This window comes from Hydrogenophaga sp. (assembly GCF_965657535.1).
GTDB lineage: Bacteria > Pseudomonadota > Gammaproteobacteria > Burkholderiales > Burkholderiaceae_C > Hydrogenophaga.
Genome location: NZ_CBFHOP010000006.1, coordinates 281762 through 297466, shown reverse-complemented (window position 1 = coordinate 297466; position 15705 = coordinate 281762). Strand labels below are relative to the sequence as shown.

14 protein-coding genes are annotated in these 15705 nt (G+C 60.0%); 3 read left to right on the top strand and 11 right to left on the bottom strand.

The window, feature by feature from the left end; all coding sequences use genetic code 11:
* Positions 1-309: 309 nt before the first annotated feature.
* The 8 genes from clpB to ACTG4K_RS13020 all read right to left on the bottom strand — a co-directional run bounded on the left by clpB (position 310) and on the right by ACTG4K_RS13020 (position 9886).
* Complete coding sequence (gene clpB / locus ACTG4K_RS13055) at positions 310-2928, bottom strand: ATP-dependent chaperone ClpB (RefSeq protein ID WP_439114639.1); 2619 nt, start codon at positions 2926-2928, stop codon at positions 310-312.
* A 268-nt stretch (positions 2929-3196) separates the two neighbouring features.
* The gene (locus ACTG4K_RS13050) at positions 3197-3670 is read right to left on the bottom strand and encodes a molybdenum cofactor biosynthesis protein MoaE (RefSeq protein WP_439114638.1); all 474 of its coding nucleotides are present in this window, start codon (positions 3668-3670) and stop codon (positions 3197-3199) included.
* A gap of 2 nt (positions 3671-3672) precedes the next feature.
* Entirely contained in the window at positions 3673-3924 is a 252-nt protein-coding gene (moaD, locus tag ACTG4K_RS13045; protein ID WP_439114637.1) for a molybdopterin converting factor subunit 1, read from the bottom strand.
* Positions 3921-5201 carry a molybdopterin molybdotransferase MoeA gene (locus ACTG4K_RS13040; protein WP_439114636.1) on the bottom strand — a complete coding sequence of 427 codons (1281 nt, stop codon included), beginning with the start codon at positions 5199-5201 and terminating at the stop codon, positions 3921-3923. Before ACTG4K_RS13040 ends, moaD begins: the two co-directional genes overlap by 4 nt.
* Positions 5198-5734: a molybdopterin-guanine dinucleotide biosynthesis protein B gene (mobB, locus tag ACTG4K_RS13035; RefSeq protein ID WP_439114635.1), complete on the bottom strand. Its 537-nt coding sequence runs from the start codon at positions 5732-5734 to the stop codon at positions 5198-5200. The genes ACTG4K_RS13040 and mobB overlap by 4 nt, the downstream gene beginning before the upstream one ends.
* Complete coding sequence (gene thrC, locus ACTG4K_RS13030; protein ID WP_439114634.1) at positions 5731-7173, bottom strand: threonine synthase; 1443 nt, start codon at positions 7171-7173, stop codon at positions 5731-5733. The genes mobB and thrC overlap by 4 nt, the downstream gene beginning before the upstream one ends.
* Positions 7174-7304: 131 nt before the next feature.
* The gene (locus ACTG4K_RS13025; protein ID WP_439114648.1) at positions 7305-8627 is read right to left on the bottom strand and encodes a homoserine dehydrogenase; all 1323 of its coding nucleotides are present in this window, start codon (positions 8625-8627) and stop codon (positions 7305-7307) included.
* Between the two features lie 32 nt (positions 8628-8659).
* A complete protein-coding gene (locus tag ACTG4K_RS13020; protein WP_439114633.1) occupies positions 8660-9886 on the bottom strand; it encodes a pyridoxal phosphate-dependent aminotransferase in 1227 nt (408 codons plus the stop codon).
* 187 nt (positions 9887-10073) lie between these two features.
* Here ACTG4K_RS13020 and ACTG4K_RS13015 point away from each other — a divergent pair, with 187 nt between their 5' ends.
* From ACTG4K_RS13015 to ACTG4K_RS13005, 3 genes are all read left to right on the top strand, one after another.
* Positions 10074-10454: an Mth938-like domain-containing protein gene (locus ACTG4K_RS13015; protein WP_439114632.1), complete on the top strand. Its 381-nt coding sequence runs from the start codon at positions 10074-10076 to the stop codon at positions 10452-10454.
* A 257-nt stretch (positions 10455-10711) separates the two neighbouring features.
* Positions 10712-11188, top strand: a complete 477-nt coding sequence (locus ACTG4K_RS13010; protein ID WP_439114631.1) for a peroxiredoxin — start codon at positions 10712-10714, stop codon at positions 11186-11188.
* Positions 11189-11381: 193 nt separating this feature from the next.
* Complete coding sequence (locus ACTG4K_RS13005; RefSeq protein WP_439114630.1) at positions 11382-13202, top strand: PhoH family protein; 1821 nt, start codon at positions 11382-11384, stop codon at positions 13200-13202.
* A 73-nt stretch (positions 13203-13275) separates the two neighbouring features.
* Here the strand turns inward: ACTG4K_RS13005 and dnaB are convergent, their stop codons facing one another.
* The 3 genes from dnaB to rpsR all read right to left on the bottom strand — a co-directional run bounded on the left by dnaB (position 13276) and on the right by rpsR (position 15699).
* Positions 13276-14703 (bottom strand): replicative DNA helicase, encoded by a 1428-nt coding sequence (gene dnaB / locus ACTG4K_RS13000; protein WP_439114629.1) that lies wholly within the window; start codon positions 14701-14703, stop codon positions 13276-13278.
* A 248-nt stretch (positions 14704-14951) separates the two neighbouring features.
* On the bottom strand, positions 14952-15404 hold the full coding sequence (gene rplI, locus ACTG4K_RS12995) for a 50S ribosomal protein L9 (RefSeq protein ID WP_439114628.1): 453 nt from the start codon (positions 15402-15404) through the stop codon (positions 14952-14954).
* A gap of 13 nt (positions 15405-15417) precedes the next feature.
* On the bottom strand, positions 15418-15699 hold the full coding sequence (rpsR, locus tag ACTG4K_RS12990; protein ID WP_068166407.1) for a 30S ribosomal protein S18: 282 nt from the start codon (positions 15697-15699) through the stop codon (positions 15418-15420).
* Between the last annotated feature and the right edge of the window lie 6 nt (positions 15700-15705).

The window sequence follows — 15705 nt, the reverse complement described above, 5'->3', positions numbered from 1 at the left end:
ACTCAGTAGCACTTGCCACTTCCGCCTGCTTGCTTAGCTGCGATCAGCTGAGCCTCGTATTATGACACAGTTTTTAGTGTCTGGAAAAAGTATTTCAGGGTTTTTACCTAGAAGACTTGAACCACTCCTCCGATCTTGGCTGCTTGCCTTTCGGCGTTGCAGTGATCAGCGAAGCCTTGCAGTATATACCGGTTTTTCGCCCTCGGTCAACATGAATGCAAAGTTTTTGTGAAAACGCTGGTTGCAGCGCGCGCGCAACGGCTATCGCGGCCTTGGTCGCGGTGCGCCGCCTTTGAGGGCGCACACGCATCAGGACATCGTCAGCGGCTCTCCGAATTCGAACACGCCTGGGTTGCGCACCGTGTCTACACAGACCGGAATGATCGACTTGGGTGGGTACTTTCCCTCCAGCAGCAGCTTGGACAGGGGGTTTTCGATGCGCTGCTGAATCGCCCTTTTGAGCGGCCGAGCGCCAAACACAGGATCAAAGCCAACCTTGGCGAGTTCATCCAGTGCAGCTGGCGCAACATCGAGCCGCAGATCCATTTTTTGTAAGCGTGCCTGGAGGGCCTTGAGCTGAATGCCAGCGATGGAGGAGATGTGCTGAGCATCAAGCGCATGGAACACCACGGTCTCGTCAATGCGGTTCAAAAACTCGGGACGGAAATGGTCCTTGAGCTCGCCCCATACCGCCTCTTTCACATCTTCGTAAGGCTGACCCACCATGGCCTGGATCAGGTGCGAACCAATGTTGCTGGTCATCACAATAACCGTGTTTTTGAAGTCCACGGTGCGTCCTTGCCCGTCGGTCAGACGTCCGTCGTCCAGTACCTGGAGCAGTACGTTGAATACGTCAGGATGGGCTTTCTCCACTTCGTCCAGCAGCAGCACGCTGTAGGGCTTACGGCGCACGGCTTCTGTCAGGTAGCCGCCTTCCTCATAGCCCACATAACCGGGCGGCGCACCGATGAGGCGTGCCACCGAATGCTTCTCCATGAACTCGCTCATGTCGATGCGAATCAGGTGGTCTTCGCTATCGAAAAGGAAGCCGGCGAGCGCCTTGCACAGCTCTGTCTTGCCAACACCCGTTGGTCCCAAAAACAGGAACGAGCCGGTGGGTCGGTTCGGGTCGGATAGACCTGAGCGCGAGCGGCGGATCGCGTTAGCGACGGCACCGATAGCTTCGTCTTGTCCCACCACACGTTGGTGCAGCTTGTCCTCCATGACCAGCAGCTTGTCGCGCTCGCCCTGCATCAGCTTGGCGACCGGGATGCCGGTCGCGCGGGCAACCACTTCAGCGATTTCTTCGGCTCCCACCTGGGTGCGCAGCAGCTGCGGGCGACCTGTGCCGTCCTTGTTAGCGGCTTTCCCTGATTCGACAGCTTGCGCATCCTTAAGGCGCTTTTCCAGTTCGGGCAGTTTGCCGTACTGCAGTTCGGCGACTTTGTTGAAGTCGCCCTTGTCGGTGAATTTCTTGATCTGGGAGCGAATACGGTCCATCTCCTCCATCACATCTTTGGACCCCAGCGCCTGTGCTTTTTCGGACTTCCAGATTTCGTCGTAGTCGGAAATTTCTTTTTCAAGCCGAGCAATTTCTTCCGCGATCAGTCCGAAACGCTTCTGCGAGGCTTCATCTTTTTCACGGCGCACAGCCTCGCGCTCAATTTGCAACTGAATCAAGCGCCGGTCGAGTTTGTCCATCACCTCGGGTTTGGAATCCAGTTCGATTTTGATCTTGCTGGCTGCTTCGTCAATGAGGTCGATGGCCTTGTCGGGCAAAAAGCGATCGGTGATGTAGCGGTGGCTGAGCTCAGCCGCGGCCACAATGGCCGGGTCGGTGATCTGAACGCCGTGGTGCACCTCGTACTTCTCTTGCAAACCGCGAAGGATGGCAATCGTGGCCTCCACACTGGGCTCGCCGACAATGATTTTTTGGAAGCGCCGCTCAAGTGCCGCGTCTTTTTCAATGTATTTGCGGTACTCGTCGAGTGTGGTGGCACCCACGCAGTGCAACTCACCGCGGGCCAGCGCTGGCTTGAGCATGTTGCCTGCGTCCATAGCTCCTTCGCCTTTTCCAGCGCCCACCATGGTGTGCAACTCGTCAATGAACACGATGGTCTGCCCTTCGTCTTTGGCCAGTTCGTTGAGCACGGTTTTCAGGCGCTCCTCAAACTCGCCGCGGAACTTGGCCCCAGCCAGCAGCGCAGCCATGTCCAGGCTGAGCACGCGCTTGCCCTTGAGCGAATCGGGCACCTCTCCCGCCACAATGCGCTGGGCCAAACCTTCCACAATGGCCGTCTTGCCCACACCAGGCTCGCCGATCAGCACCGGGTTGTTCTTGGTCCGGCGCTGCAGCACCTGGATGGCGCGGCGGATCTCGTCATCGCGGCCAATCACGGGGTCCAGCTTGCCCATGCGGGCACGCTCGGTGAGGTCCATCGTGTATTTTTTGAGGGCCTCGCGCTGGCCTTCAGCCTCAGGACTGTCCATAGACTGCCCACCGCGCACCGCTGTAATAGCCGATTCGAGGCTCTTTCGATTCAGACCACTTTCATTGGCGACCCGACCCAACTCGCCTTTGCTGTCGGCCACAGCAAGCAAAAAAAGCTCACTGGCGATAAACTGATCGCCGCGTTTGATGGCTTCTTTTTCAGTGACTTGCAACAGCTTGGTCAGCTCTTGCCCAACCTGTACCTGCTCTTGCCCCTGCACCTCAGGCAGGCGCTTCATGGCTGCCTCGGCCGCCTTCGTCAAACCAGGCACATTCACCCCCGCGCGCTGCAACAAAGACTGTGGGCCATCGGCCTGACGCAGCAAGGCCAGCAGCAGGTGGGCCGGTTCAATGTAGGCGTGGTCTGCGCCGAGCGCCAACGACTGTGCTTCGCTCAGGGCTTCTTGGAACTTGGTGGTAAGTTTGTCGAGTCGCATGGATCAGCACTCCGAATGTTTGAATTGAGGGGTATGTGGCGCTTCCCGACCACTTTTCAAGACAAACATGGAGCCTGACGCCAACCGCCCACGCAGCCGTTGACGCAGATCAGTCAAGTACGATCGCGCGCGCCATCTGAAACAGGGCTGCTGAAACACAACCACAGCACATTAGCGCGCGCAGTAACTGCAATGGATGAGGGCTTCAAGAACTGGGTCACTGGCCGCTCCATCAGGCCAACAAAAACAAAGGCAGCTCAGCGGGCGCTCAGGCGTTTCGGGCTTCAATGCCCCACTTAGCCAGCGCCGCGTCATCGCTCACGCGCGCGTCCACCCAGCGAGCGCCCTCGGGCGTCTGTTCCTTCTTCCAAAACGGCGCCTGCGTCTTGAGATAGTCCATCAAGAATTCACAAGCCTGAAAGCTTTGACCCCGGTGCGCCGAACTGACCGTCACCAGCACGATCTGGTCCAGCGGTTGCAGCAGGCCCACGCGGTGGATGACACGAGCGGCATAAATGTCGAATCGCTTGAAAGCTTGGTCGATCATGGCCTCGATGCTTTTTTCGGTCATACCCGGGTAGTGCTCCAACTCCATCGTGCGGATGCTTTGCCCGTCGTTGCGGTCACGCACGGTACCCATGAAGCTGCACACGGCACCGACGCGCTTGTCTTGCTCGCGCAAGCGGTGCACCTCGGCGCTCAGGTCGAAGTCTTCGGTCTGGATACTGACGCGCGGTGTCATGTTTACCCCCCGGTGACCGGTGGAAAAAAACCCACTTCGGCGCCGTCGCTGAGCGCAGCGGACTCGTCGCTCATGGTCTGGTTCAAAGCCACCCGTACCGCACGACCACGCGCCAGAGCTTCGGCGTAACCACCGCCGCGCGCAATCAACTCTTCACGCAGCGCAGCCAGGGTGGCTGCCGTGGTCCTGGTCGACTCGGTGCTGGTGCCAATGGCCTCTCGGATGGATGCGAAATAACGAAGTTGGACGATCATGCGAGCAGCTCTGCAAACGAAAGATAAGGCACCGAATCGCCATGGGCGATGGTGACGCCAGCCGGGTTGTCCACCAGCCCGTCGCCCCACACGGCCGACGTCAACACGCCAGAACTCTGGTTGGGAAAGAGGTCCAGACCGCCCTCTGCGTTGCGGCGCACGCGCAGAAACTCACGGCGTTTGTCGGCGCGTGTCACGGTGAAATGGGCTGGCAACATCACCGGCTTTGGGATGTCCGTGCTTGCGCCTTGCAACCGGAGTAGAAACGGCCGCACCAGCAAAACAAAGGTCACGAAGCTCGAAACGGGGTTGCCAGGCAAGCCGATGAAATGACAAGGCTGAGAAGCGCTGGCGCCCGCGCCGGCGTCGCGGTGCACGCTACCGTAAGCGAACGGCTTGCCGGGTTTCATGCCGATCTGCCACAGGTCCAGGCTACCGAGTTGCTGCACTGCCGGCTTGATGTGGTCTTCTTCACCCACCGAAACGCCACCGCTGGTCAAAATCAGGTCGTGGTGGTCTGCCGCCGTTTTAAGCGCTGCCAGCGTCGCTTCGCGGCGGTCGGGCACGATACCGAGATCGCTAACCTCACAACCCAGGCGCTGCAACAACGCGCGCAAAAAAAAGCGGTTGGAGTTGTAGATGGCGCCGGGCTTCATGTCCTGTGGCGGCACCTCGCCCGGCATCACCAATTCGTCGCCAGTTGAAAACAGCGCCACGCGGGGCCGCGCAACCACCGGCACATGAGCCAAGCCTAGGCTGGCTGCCAAACCCAGGCCAGCCGGCGTGAGCCGCTGACCGCGGGACAACACCACGGTGCCACGCGTCACATCTTCCCCGGCCCGGCGCACCCACTGCCCCGGCTGGGGCACAGCGTTGATGTGCACGCCATGGATGTTGCCACCGACCTCTTGTGTGTCTTCCTGCATCACCACCGCGTCCGCACCTTCGGGCATGGGCGCACCGGTGAAGATGCGGGCGCAGGTGCCTGGGCGCAGGGGTTCGGCGGCATGGCCTGCGGCAATGCGCTGTGACACGGACAACACCACCCCGGGAGCGGTCACGTCGACGCTGCGCACGGCATAGCCGTCCATGGACGAGTTGTCGTTGGGCGGGACTTGCAGCGCAGAAACAAGGTCTTGCGCCAACACCCGGCGGTCGGCATCAAAAGTGGCGACGGATTCAAACGCGCTGAGCGGCACCACGCGCCCTAGCAAGCTGGCCAGCGCATCGTCCAGCGACATCAAAGGGGCTCGGGCTGCAGGCTGATGAACGGTCATGGCGCGTAGGTCTCTGGGCTGTAATCGAATCGTTCGCCATTGTCGACCAACCAGGCTGCGACGTCATCGGGCTGGTTCAAATCCAGTACGGGGCGCCCGGTTGGCACAGGCAAGGCGGCCGCGCTGTCGGTGGCAATGGCTGCGATGAAGGGATCGTCTGGGTAGCGAGCGGGCTTGCCACTGGCCTCGCGCCAAATCTCGATCTTGTGCAAATCGCTGTCTTTGAAACCTTCAACCAGTACCCAGTCCACACCGTCGTACAGCTCGGCAATCAGCTGGTGCACCTTGAGCTCGGCGGGGCGCTCGAACTCACGCATCAGCACCAGCCGGTTGGGCGACGCTGCCACCACCTCAAAAGCACCGGCCTCGCGATGGCGCCAGGTGTCTTTGCCGGGGTGGTCGATGTCGAACTGGTGGTGGGCGTGCTTGACCACCGAGACGCGCAAGCCACGCCATTTGAGCGCCGGAATCAGCTGCTCAACCAGCGTGGTCTTGCCCGAACCCGAGTAACCCGCAAAACCGACGACCTTCATGCGACGGCGCAATGCTCGACGATGTAAGCCTGCACGGCAGCGGTGTCGGCGGGCATGACTCGAACACGCTTGGGCAGGTCTTCAATACCGTTGAAACGGACAGGTCGATCGGGCTGGCAGCCCAGGGCCTCAACGATGGTCTCGGCAAACTTGATGGGCAACGCCGTCTCCAGCACGATCATGGGCACGCCCGGTTGCAGGTGCTCGCGCGCCACCTTCACACCGTCAGCGGTGTGGGTATCGATCATCACACTGTAGCGTTCATACGTGTCTTTGATCGTGGCCAGCCGGTCGGTGTGCGTGCTCTTGCCGCTCACAAAACCGTAGCGGCTGGCAGCGTCGGCAAATACCGGATCTGAACCCAGGTCAAACCGCCCCACCGTGTTCAAAGCCTCACCAAACAGCGCTTTGACGCGGGCGCCATCGCGACCCAGCAAATCGAACACGAAACGCTCGAAGTTGCTGGCCTTGGAAATGTCCATGGAGGGGCTGGAAGTCTCGTGCGTGTCCGTGCTGGCGCGCACGCGGTACACGCCAGAGCGAAAGAACTCGTCGAGCACGTCGTTTTCGTTCGTGGCCACCACCAGCGCCTGAATCGGCAGACCCATCTGGCGCGCCACGTGGCCAGCACAGACGTTGCCAAAATTACCGCTGGGCACGGTGAAGCTCACCTTCTGCATATCGCTCGTGGTAGCCTGGAAATAGCCAGCAAAGTAATAAACGACCTGAGCCAACAGACGGGCCCAATTGATGGAATTCACCGTCCCAATCTTGTAGCCGCGCTTAAAGACCAGATCGTTCGACACGTTTTTGACGATGTCCTGGCAATCGTCGAACACGCCTTCAATGGCAATGTTGTGGATGTTTTCGTCCATAAGACTGAACATCTGCGCCTGCTGAAACGGGCTCATGCGGCCGTGCGGGCTGAGCATGAAAACGCGCACGCCCTTTTTACCGCGCATGGCGTATTCAGCCGCGCTGCCGGTGTCACCGCTGGTGGCACCCAAGATATTGAGCTCTTCGCCGCGGCGGGCCAATTCGTATTCGAACAGGTTGCCCAACAGCTGCATGGCCATGTCTTTGAAGGCCAGCGTGGGACCATTGGACAGGGCCTCCAGGAAAAAGCCATCGCCCAGCGGCTTCAACGGAACGATCGTGGCTGTGCCGTAAACCGCTTCGGTGTAGGTCTTGTCGCACAGCGCCTTGAGGTCAGCGGCGGGTATGTCGTCGATATAGAGCGACAGCACCTCAAACGCCAGCGCTGCGTAGCCACCCGCTGCGCCGCCATTGAACGCGCTGCGCCAGCGCGCCAGCGTCGAAGCGTCCACCCGCGGGTAGCGCTCGGGCAAATACAAGCCACCGTCGGGCGCCAAACCCTCCAGCAGAATTTCACAGAAACGTTTGCGATCAGGGTGACCACGGGTGGAGAGGTACAGCATGGCAGTGTTCCAGATACATCAACGGAAACGCACCAACGGAGAGGGAGCGCTCCCAGAACGCCGTGGAACCGGCTTCGCCGGACCACAGGCCTCGCCCCCCTGGGGGGTGGCGCCGCACGGGACGCGGGGGGTTAATTGAGCTCCTCTTTGCGGATGCGCGTGATCGGCGCCAACACCGAGGGCAGCGCCTGCATTTGCGCCAACACCCCATCCAGCGTGCCTTCACGCGTGTCGTGCGTGAGGATGATGACGTCGGTCTGAGTCGAGCCTTCGCCACCAATTTCATCGGCCTCGCGCTGAAGCACCGCGTCGATGCTGATGCCCGCGTCTGCCAGCAGCCCGGTCACCTTGGCCAACACACCGGCTTCGTCCGCCACGCGCAGGCGCAGGTAGTAGCTCGTCACCACCTCACTCATGGGCAGGACAGAAAGGTCGCTCATGGCGTCTGGCTGGAAGGCCAGGTGCGGCACGCGGTGGTGCGGGTCGGCGGTGTGCAGCCGGGTGATGTCCACCAGATCGGCGATGACGGCGCTGGCCGTGGGTTCGCTGCCAGCGCCCTTGCCGTAATACAGCGTGGTGCCCACGGCATCGCCCTGCACCACCACGGCGTTCATGGCGCCTTCCACATTCGCAATCAGACGCTTGGTGGGTACCAAGCTGGGGTGCACACGCAACTCAATGCCCTTGGCCGTGCGCTTGGTGATACCCAGTAGCTTGATGCGGTAGCCCAGCTGTTCTGCGTATTTGATGTCGGCAGCGCCCAGCTTGGTGATGCCCTCGACATAAGCTTTGTCAAACTGCACCGGGATGCCGAAGGCAATGGCGCTCATGAGCGTCACCTTGTGAGCAGCGTCCACGCCCTCAATGTCAAACGTCGGGTCCGCCTCGGCGTAACCCAGCCGCTGCGCCTCTTTCAGCACCACATCGAAGTCCAGGCCCTTGTCGCGCATTTCGGACAAGATGAAGTTGGTGGTGCCATTGATGATGCCGGCAATCCACTGGATGCTGTTGGCCGTAAGCCCTTCGCGCAGCGCCTTGATGATAGGAATACCACCGGCCACGGCCGCTTCAAACGCCACCATCACGCCCTTGGCCGATGCGGCTGCGAAGATTTCGGTGCCATGCACGGCCAGCAGCGCCTTGTTGGCAGTAACCACGTGCTTGCCCGCCGCAATGGCTTCGAGCACCAGCGACTTGGCGATGCCGTAGCCGCCGATCAGCTCAATCACGATGTCGATCTCAGGGTTAGCGATCACTGCGCGCGCGTCGTTCACCACCTGCACGTCCGGCCCTACCAGGGACTGCGCGCGGGCCACATCCAGATCGGCCACCATGGTGATTTCGATGCCGCGGCCAGCGCGGCGTTTGATCTCCTCCTGGTTGCGCTTGAGCACATTGAACGTGCCGCTGCCCACGGTACCTATGCCCAGAAGGCCTACTTGAATCGGTTTCATATCGGTCATTGCTTGGATGTAATTCAGAAAAATCAGGTACCGTGACGTTTGCGCCAGCCTTCAAAAAACTTGGCCACGCGACCAATGGCTTCGCGCAGGTCGTCCTCGTGCGGCAAAAACACAATGCGGAAATGCTGGTTGTCCGGGTAATTGAACCCCGAGCCTTGCACCAGCATCACACGCGTCTCCTGCAGCAGTTCCAGAAACAGCTGCTGGTCGTTTTCCACTGGATACATCGCCGGATCGAGGCGCGGGAACATGTACAAAGCTGCCGAGGGTTTGACGCAGCTCACCCCCGGAATGGCGGTGATCAGTTCATAAGCCAGATCTCGCTGGCGCCTCAGGCGCCCACCCTCACACACCAAGTCGTTGATGCTCTGGTAACCGCCCAGCGCCGTCTGAATGGCCCACTGCCCTGGCACGTTGGCGCACAGACGCATGTTCGAGAGCATGTTGAGCCCCTCAATGTAGTCCCTGGCGGACTTTTTGTCGCCAGACACCACCAGCCAGCCAGCACGGTAGCCACATGAACGGTAACTCTTGGACAACGAGTTGAAGGTCAGCGTCAACACATCTTCCGACAGGCTCGCCATCGCGGTGTGTCTGACACCGTCGTACAGCACTTTGTCGTACACCTCGTCGGCGAAAATCACCAGTCCATGTTGGCGGGCCAATTCCACGATGGACTTGAGCAGCGCGTCGGAATACAGCGCGCCGGTCGGGTTGTTGGGGTTGATCACCACGATGCCTTTGGTGGCCGGAGTGATCTTGCGGCGAATGTCATCCAGGTCGGGCATCCAGCCGTTGGCTTCATCGCACTGGTAATGCACCGGCGTGCCTCCGGACAGGCTCACGGCGGCCGTCCAGAGCGGGTAGTCGGGCGAGGGCAACAGCAATTCGTCACCGTCGTCCAGCAGGGCGTTGGTGGCCATCACAATCAGTTCGCTGGCACCGTTGCCCAGGTAAATGTCGTCCAGCGTCACCCCTTTGACGCCCTGCTTCTGGGTCTCATGCATCACCGCCTTGCGCGCCGCAAAAATCCCCTTGCTGTCCGAGTAACCCGCCGAGTTCGGCAGGTTGCGGATCATGTCCTGCTGGATCTCCTCAGGCGCATCAAAACCAAACACCGCCAGATTACCGATGTTCAGCTTGATGATCTTGTGGCCCTCCTCCTCCATCTGACGCGCGGCGTCCATGATGGGGCCTCGTATGTCATAGCAGACGTTGGCGAGCTTGGCAGATTTCTGGATGGTTTTCAAAGTTCCTCCCAAGGGGAGTCAGGGGTCAAGCGGCGCACCCACCCTGGGCAGGTTGGCCGAGCGTTATATTACGGGTCAGTCGCAGGTAAAACCTGCAATTTGACCACAGTTCTGCACCGCATTCGTGCGCCTCTAGCGGCACACTACCTTTGCCAAGCCACACCCCTGCCGCCCGGGCCATCACGTCATGAAACTGCACGCCGACAAACTGGACAGCCAGTCCATCACCGCCTACGGTGAAGGCTGGATTGCGGTCAACGGGCAGCGCCACACCCAAAGTCTGGTCCTCACGTCATCAGGCCAGTTGGTGCCCTGGGCTTGCAACCGTTTTGAAGACCTCACGGAAGCGCATTTCTCGACCCTGACCGACGTCATGCCGGAAACACCTGAGCTGGTGATTTTCGGCAGCGGCTCCAAACTGCGTTTTTTGCCGCCAGCGCTGCTGCGCAGCCTGATAGGGCAGCGCATTGGCGTCGAAACCATGGACACCGCAGCCGCTTGCCGCACCTACAACATCCTGGCGAGCGAAGGCCGGCGTGTCGTGGCGGCCTTGCTGATGGAGGCCTGAAGCCAGCAAGACCTGGAAGCCAGGCTAATAGGCGGTCTTTGGGCCAGACAACCCGCTCACGCGGAAGCGTTTGACGCCTGTCAAGGGGTGCATTCGGTTAGCGAGCGGCCAGGGGCTGTCCCAAAAATCGGTTCGGGGTTAAAATACCCGATTGTTTCCTGGCCTGCCTCCTGTGCGCCACAGCTGCCAACGGGAGCCTGTGTAGCCGAGCACAAGCCAACGAATCACCACCAACTTACGTCAGGGGTCCACGCAGTATGGCAGTCGTTGTCAATAAACCCATTCCCGAATTTGAATCTCAGGCCACCGGTGGCATCAAGGTCAGCAACCAGACGCACCTTGGGCAAACGGTGGTTTTGTACTTTTATCCCAAAGACAATACCCCGGGTTGCACCACGGAAGCCATGCAGTTCCGAGACAAATACAAAGACTTTGTCAAGGCAGGTGCTCAGGTTTTCGGTGTTTCGCGCGACAACATGAAGTCACACGACGACTTCAAAACCAAGCTCGAACTCCCGTTTGAGTTGATCGCCGACACCGAAGAAAAAATGTGCCACATGTTCGGCGTGGTCAAAAACAAGATCATGTACGGCAAGAAGGTCAAGGGCATTGAGCGCAGCACCTTCCTGATAGGACCTGACGGCGTGCTCGCACAGGAGTGGCGTGGCCTCAAAGTACCCGGCCATGTCGAAGAGGTTCTCAAGGCCGTGAAAACGCTGAAAAAAGCGGGTTGATTGAACCCAAATTGCTGCGGCTGCCCGATCCGCACGGGATCGAAACCGTCACAGCTGTCATGCATAATGAATTCATGACACGAGGAAGCCCACCCGCTCCCAGTTCCCCACAACCCTCAGCAGCCCACAAAGCCGCCCGGTCACCCCGGCGGCTTTTTGTTTTCTGATTTCGCGCTGAATACACACGCCCGCCATGCCACTGCCACCAGCCCCATCCAAACGCGCCTCTTTGCTCTTACCCGACGCATACAACCGCAAACCGGCCGATGAGCCCATGGACCTGGCTCCCGTGCGTGAAGCCGCCATGCCAATGGCGGTCAGCGAAGCGCCGGCCCGCGCGGTGTTGCCAACCACAGACATGGCACCAGCACAGAACGGCCCCCGCTCCAGATCGCGCAGCCGCAAAACGAACCCGGCAGAGGCGCCAGCCCCCTTGGTGGTGCAGGCGGAAACTGCACCGAAGGCACCTCGCACCGAGCCCATGCCTGCGGTTTTGCGTCCAGCCGCAGCAAGCGGCGAGCACCACCTACCCAGCAGCCAGCCGCAGGGCGCCGATACCGCCAAACGTCCGGCACCCGTTGCCAGCAACCGCCGCAGTGCCCGCAACAAGTTGGGTACCCAGGGCGCTGCCCGCCTGTTTGTGCTGGACACCAATGTGCTGCTGCACGACCCGACTAGCCTATTCCGCTTTGAGGAACACGACATTTTCCTGCCCATGATCGTGCTGGAAGAGCTCGACGGGCACAAGAAAGGCATGACCGAAGTGGCCCGCAACGGGCGCCAGACCAGCCGTACGCTGGACGCACTGGTGGCCCAGCAGGGCGGTGACATGACCAAGGGGCTCAAGCTCTCAGCCACCGGACACCAGTCGGCCAAAGGCTTGCTTTTCTTCCAGACCGAACCGCTGGATGCCCAGTTGCCCTCCAGCCTGCCTCAGGGCAAGGCGGACAATCAGATTCTCGGTGTTGTGCACGCCCTTCGTGGCAAGCACCCGCAGCGCGAGGTGATTCTGGTGTCCAAAGACATCAACATGCGGGTGAAGGCCCGCGCACTGGGTCTGGCCGCCGAAGATTACGAAAACGACAAGACGTTGGATGACGGCGAGTTGTTGTATGCCGGTGCGCTGGCTTTGCCGCAAGACTTCTGGACACGCCAGAGCAAAACCATCGAAAGCTGGGCTAGCGGCAGCCACACGTTTTACCGCGTCAGCGGACCGACCGTGGCGCAATTCCATATCAACCAGTTCGTGTACTTTGAGGCCCCGGGTGAGCCATCACTCTACGCCCGAGTCACCGAGATCCGGGAAAAGACGGCGGTGCTCAAGACACTTAAGGACTACACACACCTGAAAAATGCGGTCTGGGGCGTGACGAGCCGCAACCGTGAGCAAAACTTTGCCATCAACCTGCTGATGGACCCTGAGATCGACTTCGTGACCTTGGCTGGGACGGCAGGCACCGGCAAGACGCTCATGGCGCTGGCCAGCGGCCTCACGCAGGTGCTGGACGACCGCCGCTACACCGAAATCATCATGACCCGCGCGACGGTGAGCGTGGGTGAAGACATCGGCTTCCTGCCCGGCACCGAAGAAGAAAAAATGGGCCCCTGGATGGGTGCGCTGGACGACAACCTGGAATTTTTGGCCAAAGGCGAAGGTGGCAACGCCGGCGAATGGGGTCGCGCAGCCACCAACGAGTTGGTTCGCAGTCGGGTGAAGATAAAAAGTATGAACTTCATGCGCGGGCGCACGTTCATGAACAAGTACGTCATCATCGACGAGGCGCAAAACCTGACGCCTAAGCAGATGAAAACCTTGATCACACGCGCCGGGCCCGGCACAAAGATCATCTGCATGGGCAACCTGGCCCAGATCGACACACCCTATCTCACCGAAGGTTCATCGGGTCTCACGTTCGCCGTAGACCGTTTCAAAGGCTGGCCACACGGTGGGCACATCACACTGGCGCGGGGTGAGCGGTCCCGCCTGGCAGACTTTGCCAGCGAGGTTCTCTGACGAAAAGCGCCTTACCCACCATGAAAAAACCGGCCAAAGCCGGTTTTTTCATGTCCATTCCATGGGGAAAGCGTCAGTAATCGCCGCCCCCAGCCAGGCTTTCAAAGCGTGTGAGCATGTTCAGGAAGGCCAGTTTCACCGTACCCGTAGGCCCGTTTCGCTGCTTGCCGATGATGATCTCAGCCACGCCTGGCTCCTTGCACGCGTCCTTGGTGTAGTACTCGTCGCGGTAGATGAACATGATGATGTCCGCATCCTGTTCAATGGCGCCAGATTCACGCAAGTCGCTCATCATGGGGCGCTTGTCGGTGCGTGTCTCCACGCTGCGGTTCAGCTGCGACAGTGCAATGACCGGACATTGAAGCTCCTTGGCCAACATCTTCAAACCCCGAGAAATTTCACCGAGTTCGGATGCGCGGTTGTCACCATCGGAACTGTTGCCGCTCATGAGCTGCAAATAGTCCACCACGATCAGCCCCAGCTTGCCACATTGGCGGGACAAACGACGTGCGTTGGCCCTGAGCACGCTGGAGTTCAAACCGGGTGTTTCGTCGATGTGCAATGACACATTGCGCAGTTTTTCGATCGCCTCGGTCAGCCGCGGCCACTCGTCGTCGGTCAGCTTTCCGCTGCGCAGATGGCTCTGGTTGATGCGCCCAATGGAGCCCACGATACGCACGGCCAACTGAGACGCGCCCATCTCCATGGAGAACACTGCCACGGGCAGACCTTCGTTCAACGCCACATGCTCGGCAATGTTGATGGCAAATGCCGTTTTCCCCATAGAGGGTCGCGCAGCCAACACGATCAGATCACCCGCCTGAAGGCCAGAGGTCATGCGATCCAGGTCAACAAAACCCGTCGGCACACCCGTGACGTCGTTGGGGTTGTCGGCCATTTCCTGCACGCGGTCAAGCAATTCGACCACGAGCGTGTCCATGCCCTGAAAGCCCTCTTTCATGCGCGAGCCCTCTTCCCCGATGTGGAAGATTTTTTGCTCGGCTTCGTCCAGAATTTTGTCCACCGGGCGGCCCTGCGTGTTGAAGGCGGAGGTGGCGATTTCGTCGCTGGCCGTGATCAATTTGCGCAGAATGGCGCGCTCACGCACGATCTCGGCGTAACGGCGGATGTTGGCGGCACTCGGCACGTACTGGGCGAGCGAATTCAGGTAGGCCAAACCACCGGCCTCGTCGGCCTTCCCCAGGTTTTGCAGGTGCTCATAGACCGTAACCACGTCGGCAGGCTTGCTGCCGTTCACCAACGTCGCGATGGCCGTGTACGTCAGGCGGTGTTCATAACGGTAGAAATCCGATTCGGTGATCAGATCGGCGACCCGATCCCAGGCGCCGTTGTCGAGCAACAGGCCGCCCAGCACGCTGGACTCGGACTCAATCGAATGCGGTGGCACGCGCAGCTGGGCCACCTGGCGATCAAGACCCAAATCCGCCGCATCCAGACCGGCATCAAAAGAAGAAAAAGAATCAGAAAAAACAGCAGACATGGGCTCTCTTTGAGTGACTGGCAATGGTACGCCCCGAGCGATCAGAAGTCATTGGACAAGCCTGTGGACAACCGGTGGACATTCGGTGGGCAGACAGTGGACTTCACGGGATAACTTCTGCGAGGCAGGTGTCAAAAGCTTGCAACCCACTGGACAAACTGCAGCGAAGTTCAGCGCCATGAAAAAAGCCGCCGACCCGAAGGTGCGGCGGCTTTTGGATGCGGCGCTTTCGCGCCAGCACCGGGTGATCAGGCTGTCTCGCCCAGCACTGAGACGTTGACGTCGACCGTCACGTCGGTGTGCAGGTGCACGCTCACCGTGTAGTCGCCCACCAGCTTCAGCGGGCCATTGGGCATGCGCACTTGCGCCTTGTTCACGGCGAAGCCCAGCTTGTTCAGCTCTTCGGACACGTCGTGGTTGGTGACGGAGCCGAACAGGCGACCGTCCACACCCGCTTTTTGCGAGAGCTTGACCGTCACGGCCGACAGCTTTTCGCCCAGGGCGGCAGCTTCAGCGTGCTTGGCGGCAGCCACTTTTTCGAGTTCGGCGCGGCGTGCTTCGAATTCGGCGATGGCGTTGGAGGTAGCGCGGCGTGCGCGGCCGGTGGGGATCAGGAAGTTACGTGCGTAACCGTCTTTGACCTTGACCACATCGCCAAGGGCGCCGAGATTGGTAACTTTGTCGAGCAGAATGATTTGCATGTCAGGCTCTCTTTCAGACGCGGTGCTGGTCGCTGTAAGGCAACATAGCCAGGAAGCGAGCACGCTTGATGGCGGTGTTGACCTGACGCTGGTAGAAGGCGCGCGTGCCGGTCAGGCGCGCGGGAATGATCTTGCCGTTTTCGGCGATGAAGTCGCGTAGGACGTCGACGTCCTTGTAGTCAACTTCTTCGACGTTGGCCACCGTGAAGCGGCAGAAGCGCTTGCGCTTGAACAGCAGCGATTGGGTGTTGCGCTTAGGGCGCTTGTCTTTGTTGAAACGTTTTGGTGCAGCCATGATGGG

Excerpts from the sequence above, each read along its gene's own strand:
- clpB (WP_439114639.1), bottom strand. The coding sequence starts at position 2,928 with ATGCGACTCGACAAACTTACCACCAAGTTCCAAGAAGCCCTGAGCGAA.
- ACTG4K_RS13050 (WP_439114638.1), bottom strand. The coding sequence starts at position 3,670 with ATGACACCGCGCGTCAGTATCCAGACCGAAGACTTCGACCTGAGCGCC.
- moaD (WP_439114637.1), bottom strand. The coding sequence starts at position 3,924 with ATGATCGTCCAACTTCGTTATTTCGCATCCATCCGAGAGGCCATTGGC.
- ACTG4K_RS13040 (WP_439114636.1), bottom strand. The coding sequence starts at position 5,201 with ATGACCGTTCATCAGCCTGCAGCCCGAGCCCCTTTGATGTCGCTGGAC.
- mobB (WP_439114635.1), bottom strand. The coding sequence starts at position 5,734 with ATGAAGGTCGTCGGTTTTGCGGGTTACTCGGGTTCGGGCAAGACCACG.
- thrC (WP_439114634.1), bottom strand. The coding sequence starts at position 7,173 with ATGCTGTACCTCTCCACCCGTGGTCACCCTGATCGCAAACGTTTCTGT.
- ACTG4K_RS13025 (WP_439114648.1), bottom strand. The coding sequence starts at position 8,627 with ATGAAACCGATTCAAGTAGGCCTTCTGGGCATAGGTACCGTGGGCAGC.
- ACTG4K_RS13015 (WP_439114632.1), top strand. The coding sequence starts at position 10,074 with ATGAAACTGCACGCCGACAAACTGGACAGCCAGTCCATCACCGCCTAC.
- ACTG4K_RS13010 (WP_439114631.1), top strand. The coding sequence starts at position 10,712 with ATGGCAGTCGTTGTCAATAAACCCATTCCCGAATTTGAATCTCAGGCC.
- ACTG4K_RS13005 (WP_439114630.1), top strand. The coding sequence starts at position 11,382 with ATGCCACTGCCACCAGCCCCATCCAAACGCGCCTCTTTGCTCTTACCC.
- dnaB (WP_439114629.1), bottom strand. The coding sequence starts at position 14,703 with ATGTCTGCTGTTTTTTCTGATTCTTTTTCTTCTTTTGATGCCGGTCTG.
- rplI (WP_439114628.1), bottom strand. The coding sequence starts at position 15,404 with ATGCAAATCATTCTGCTCGACAAAGTTACCAATCTCGGCGCCCTTGGC.
- rpsR (WP_068166407.1), bottom strand. The coding sequence starts at position 15,699 with ATGGCTGCACCAAAACGTTTCAACAAAGACAAGCGCCCTAAGCGCAAC.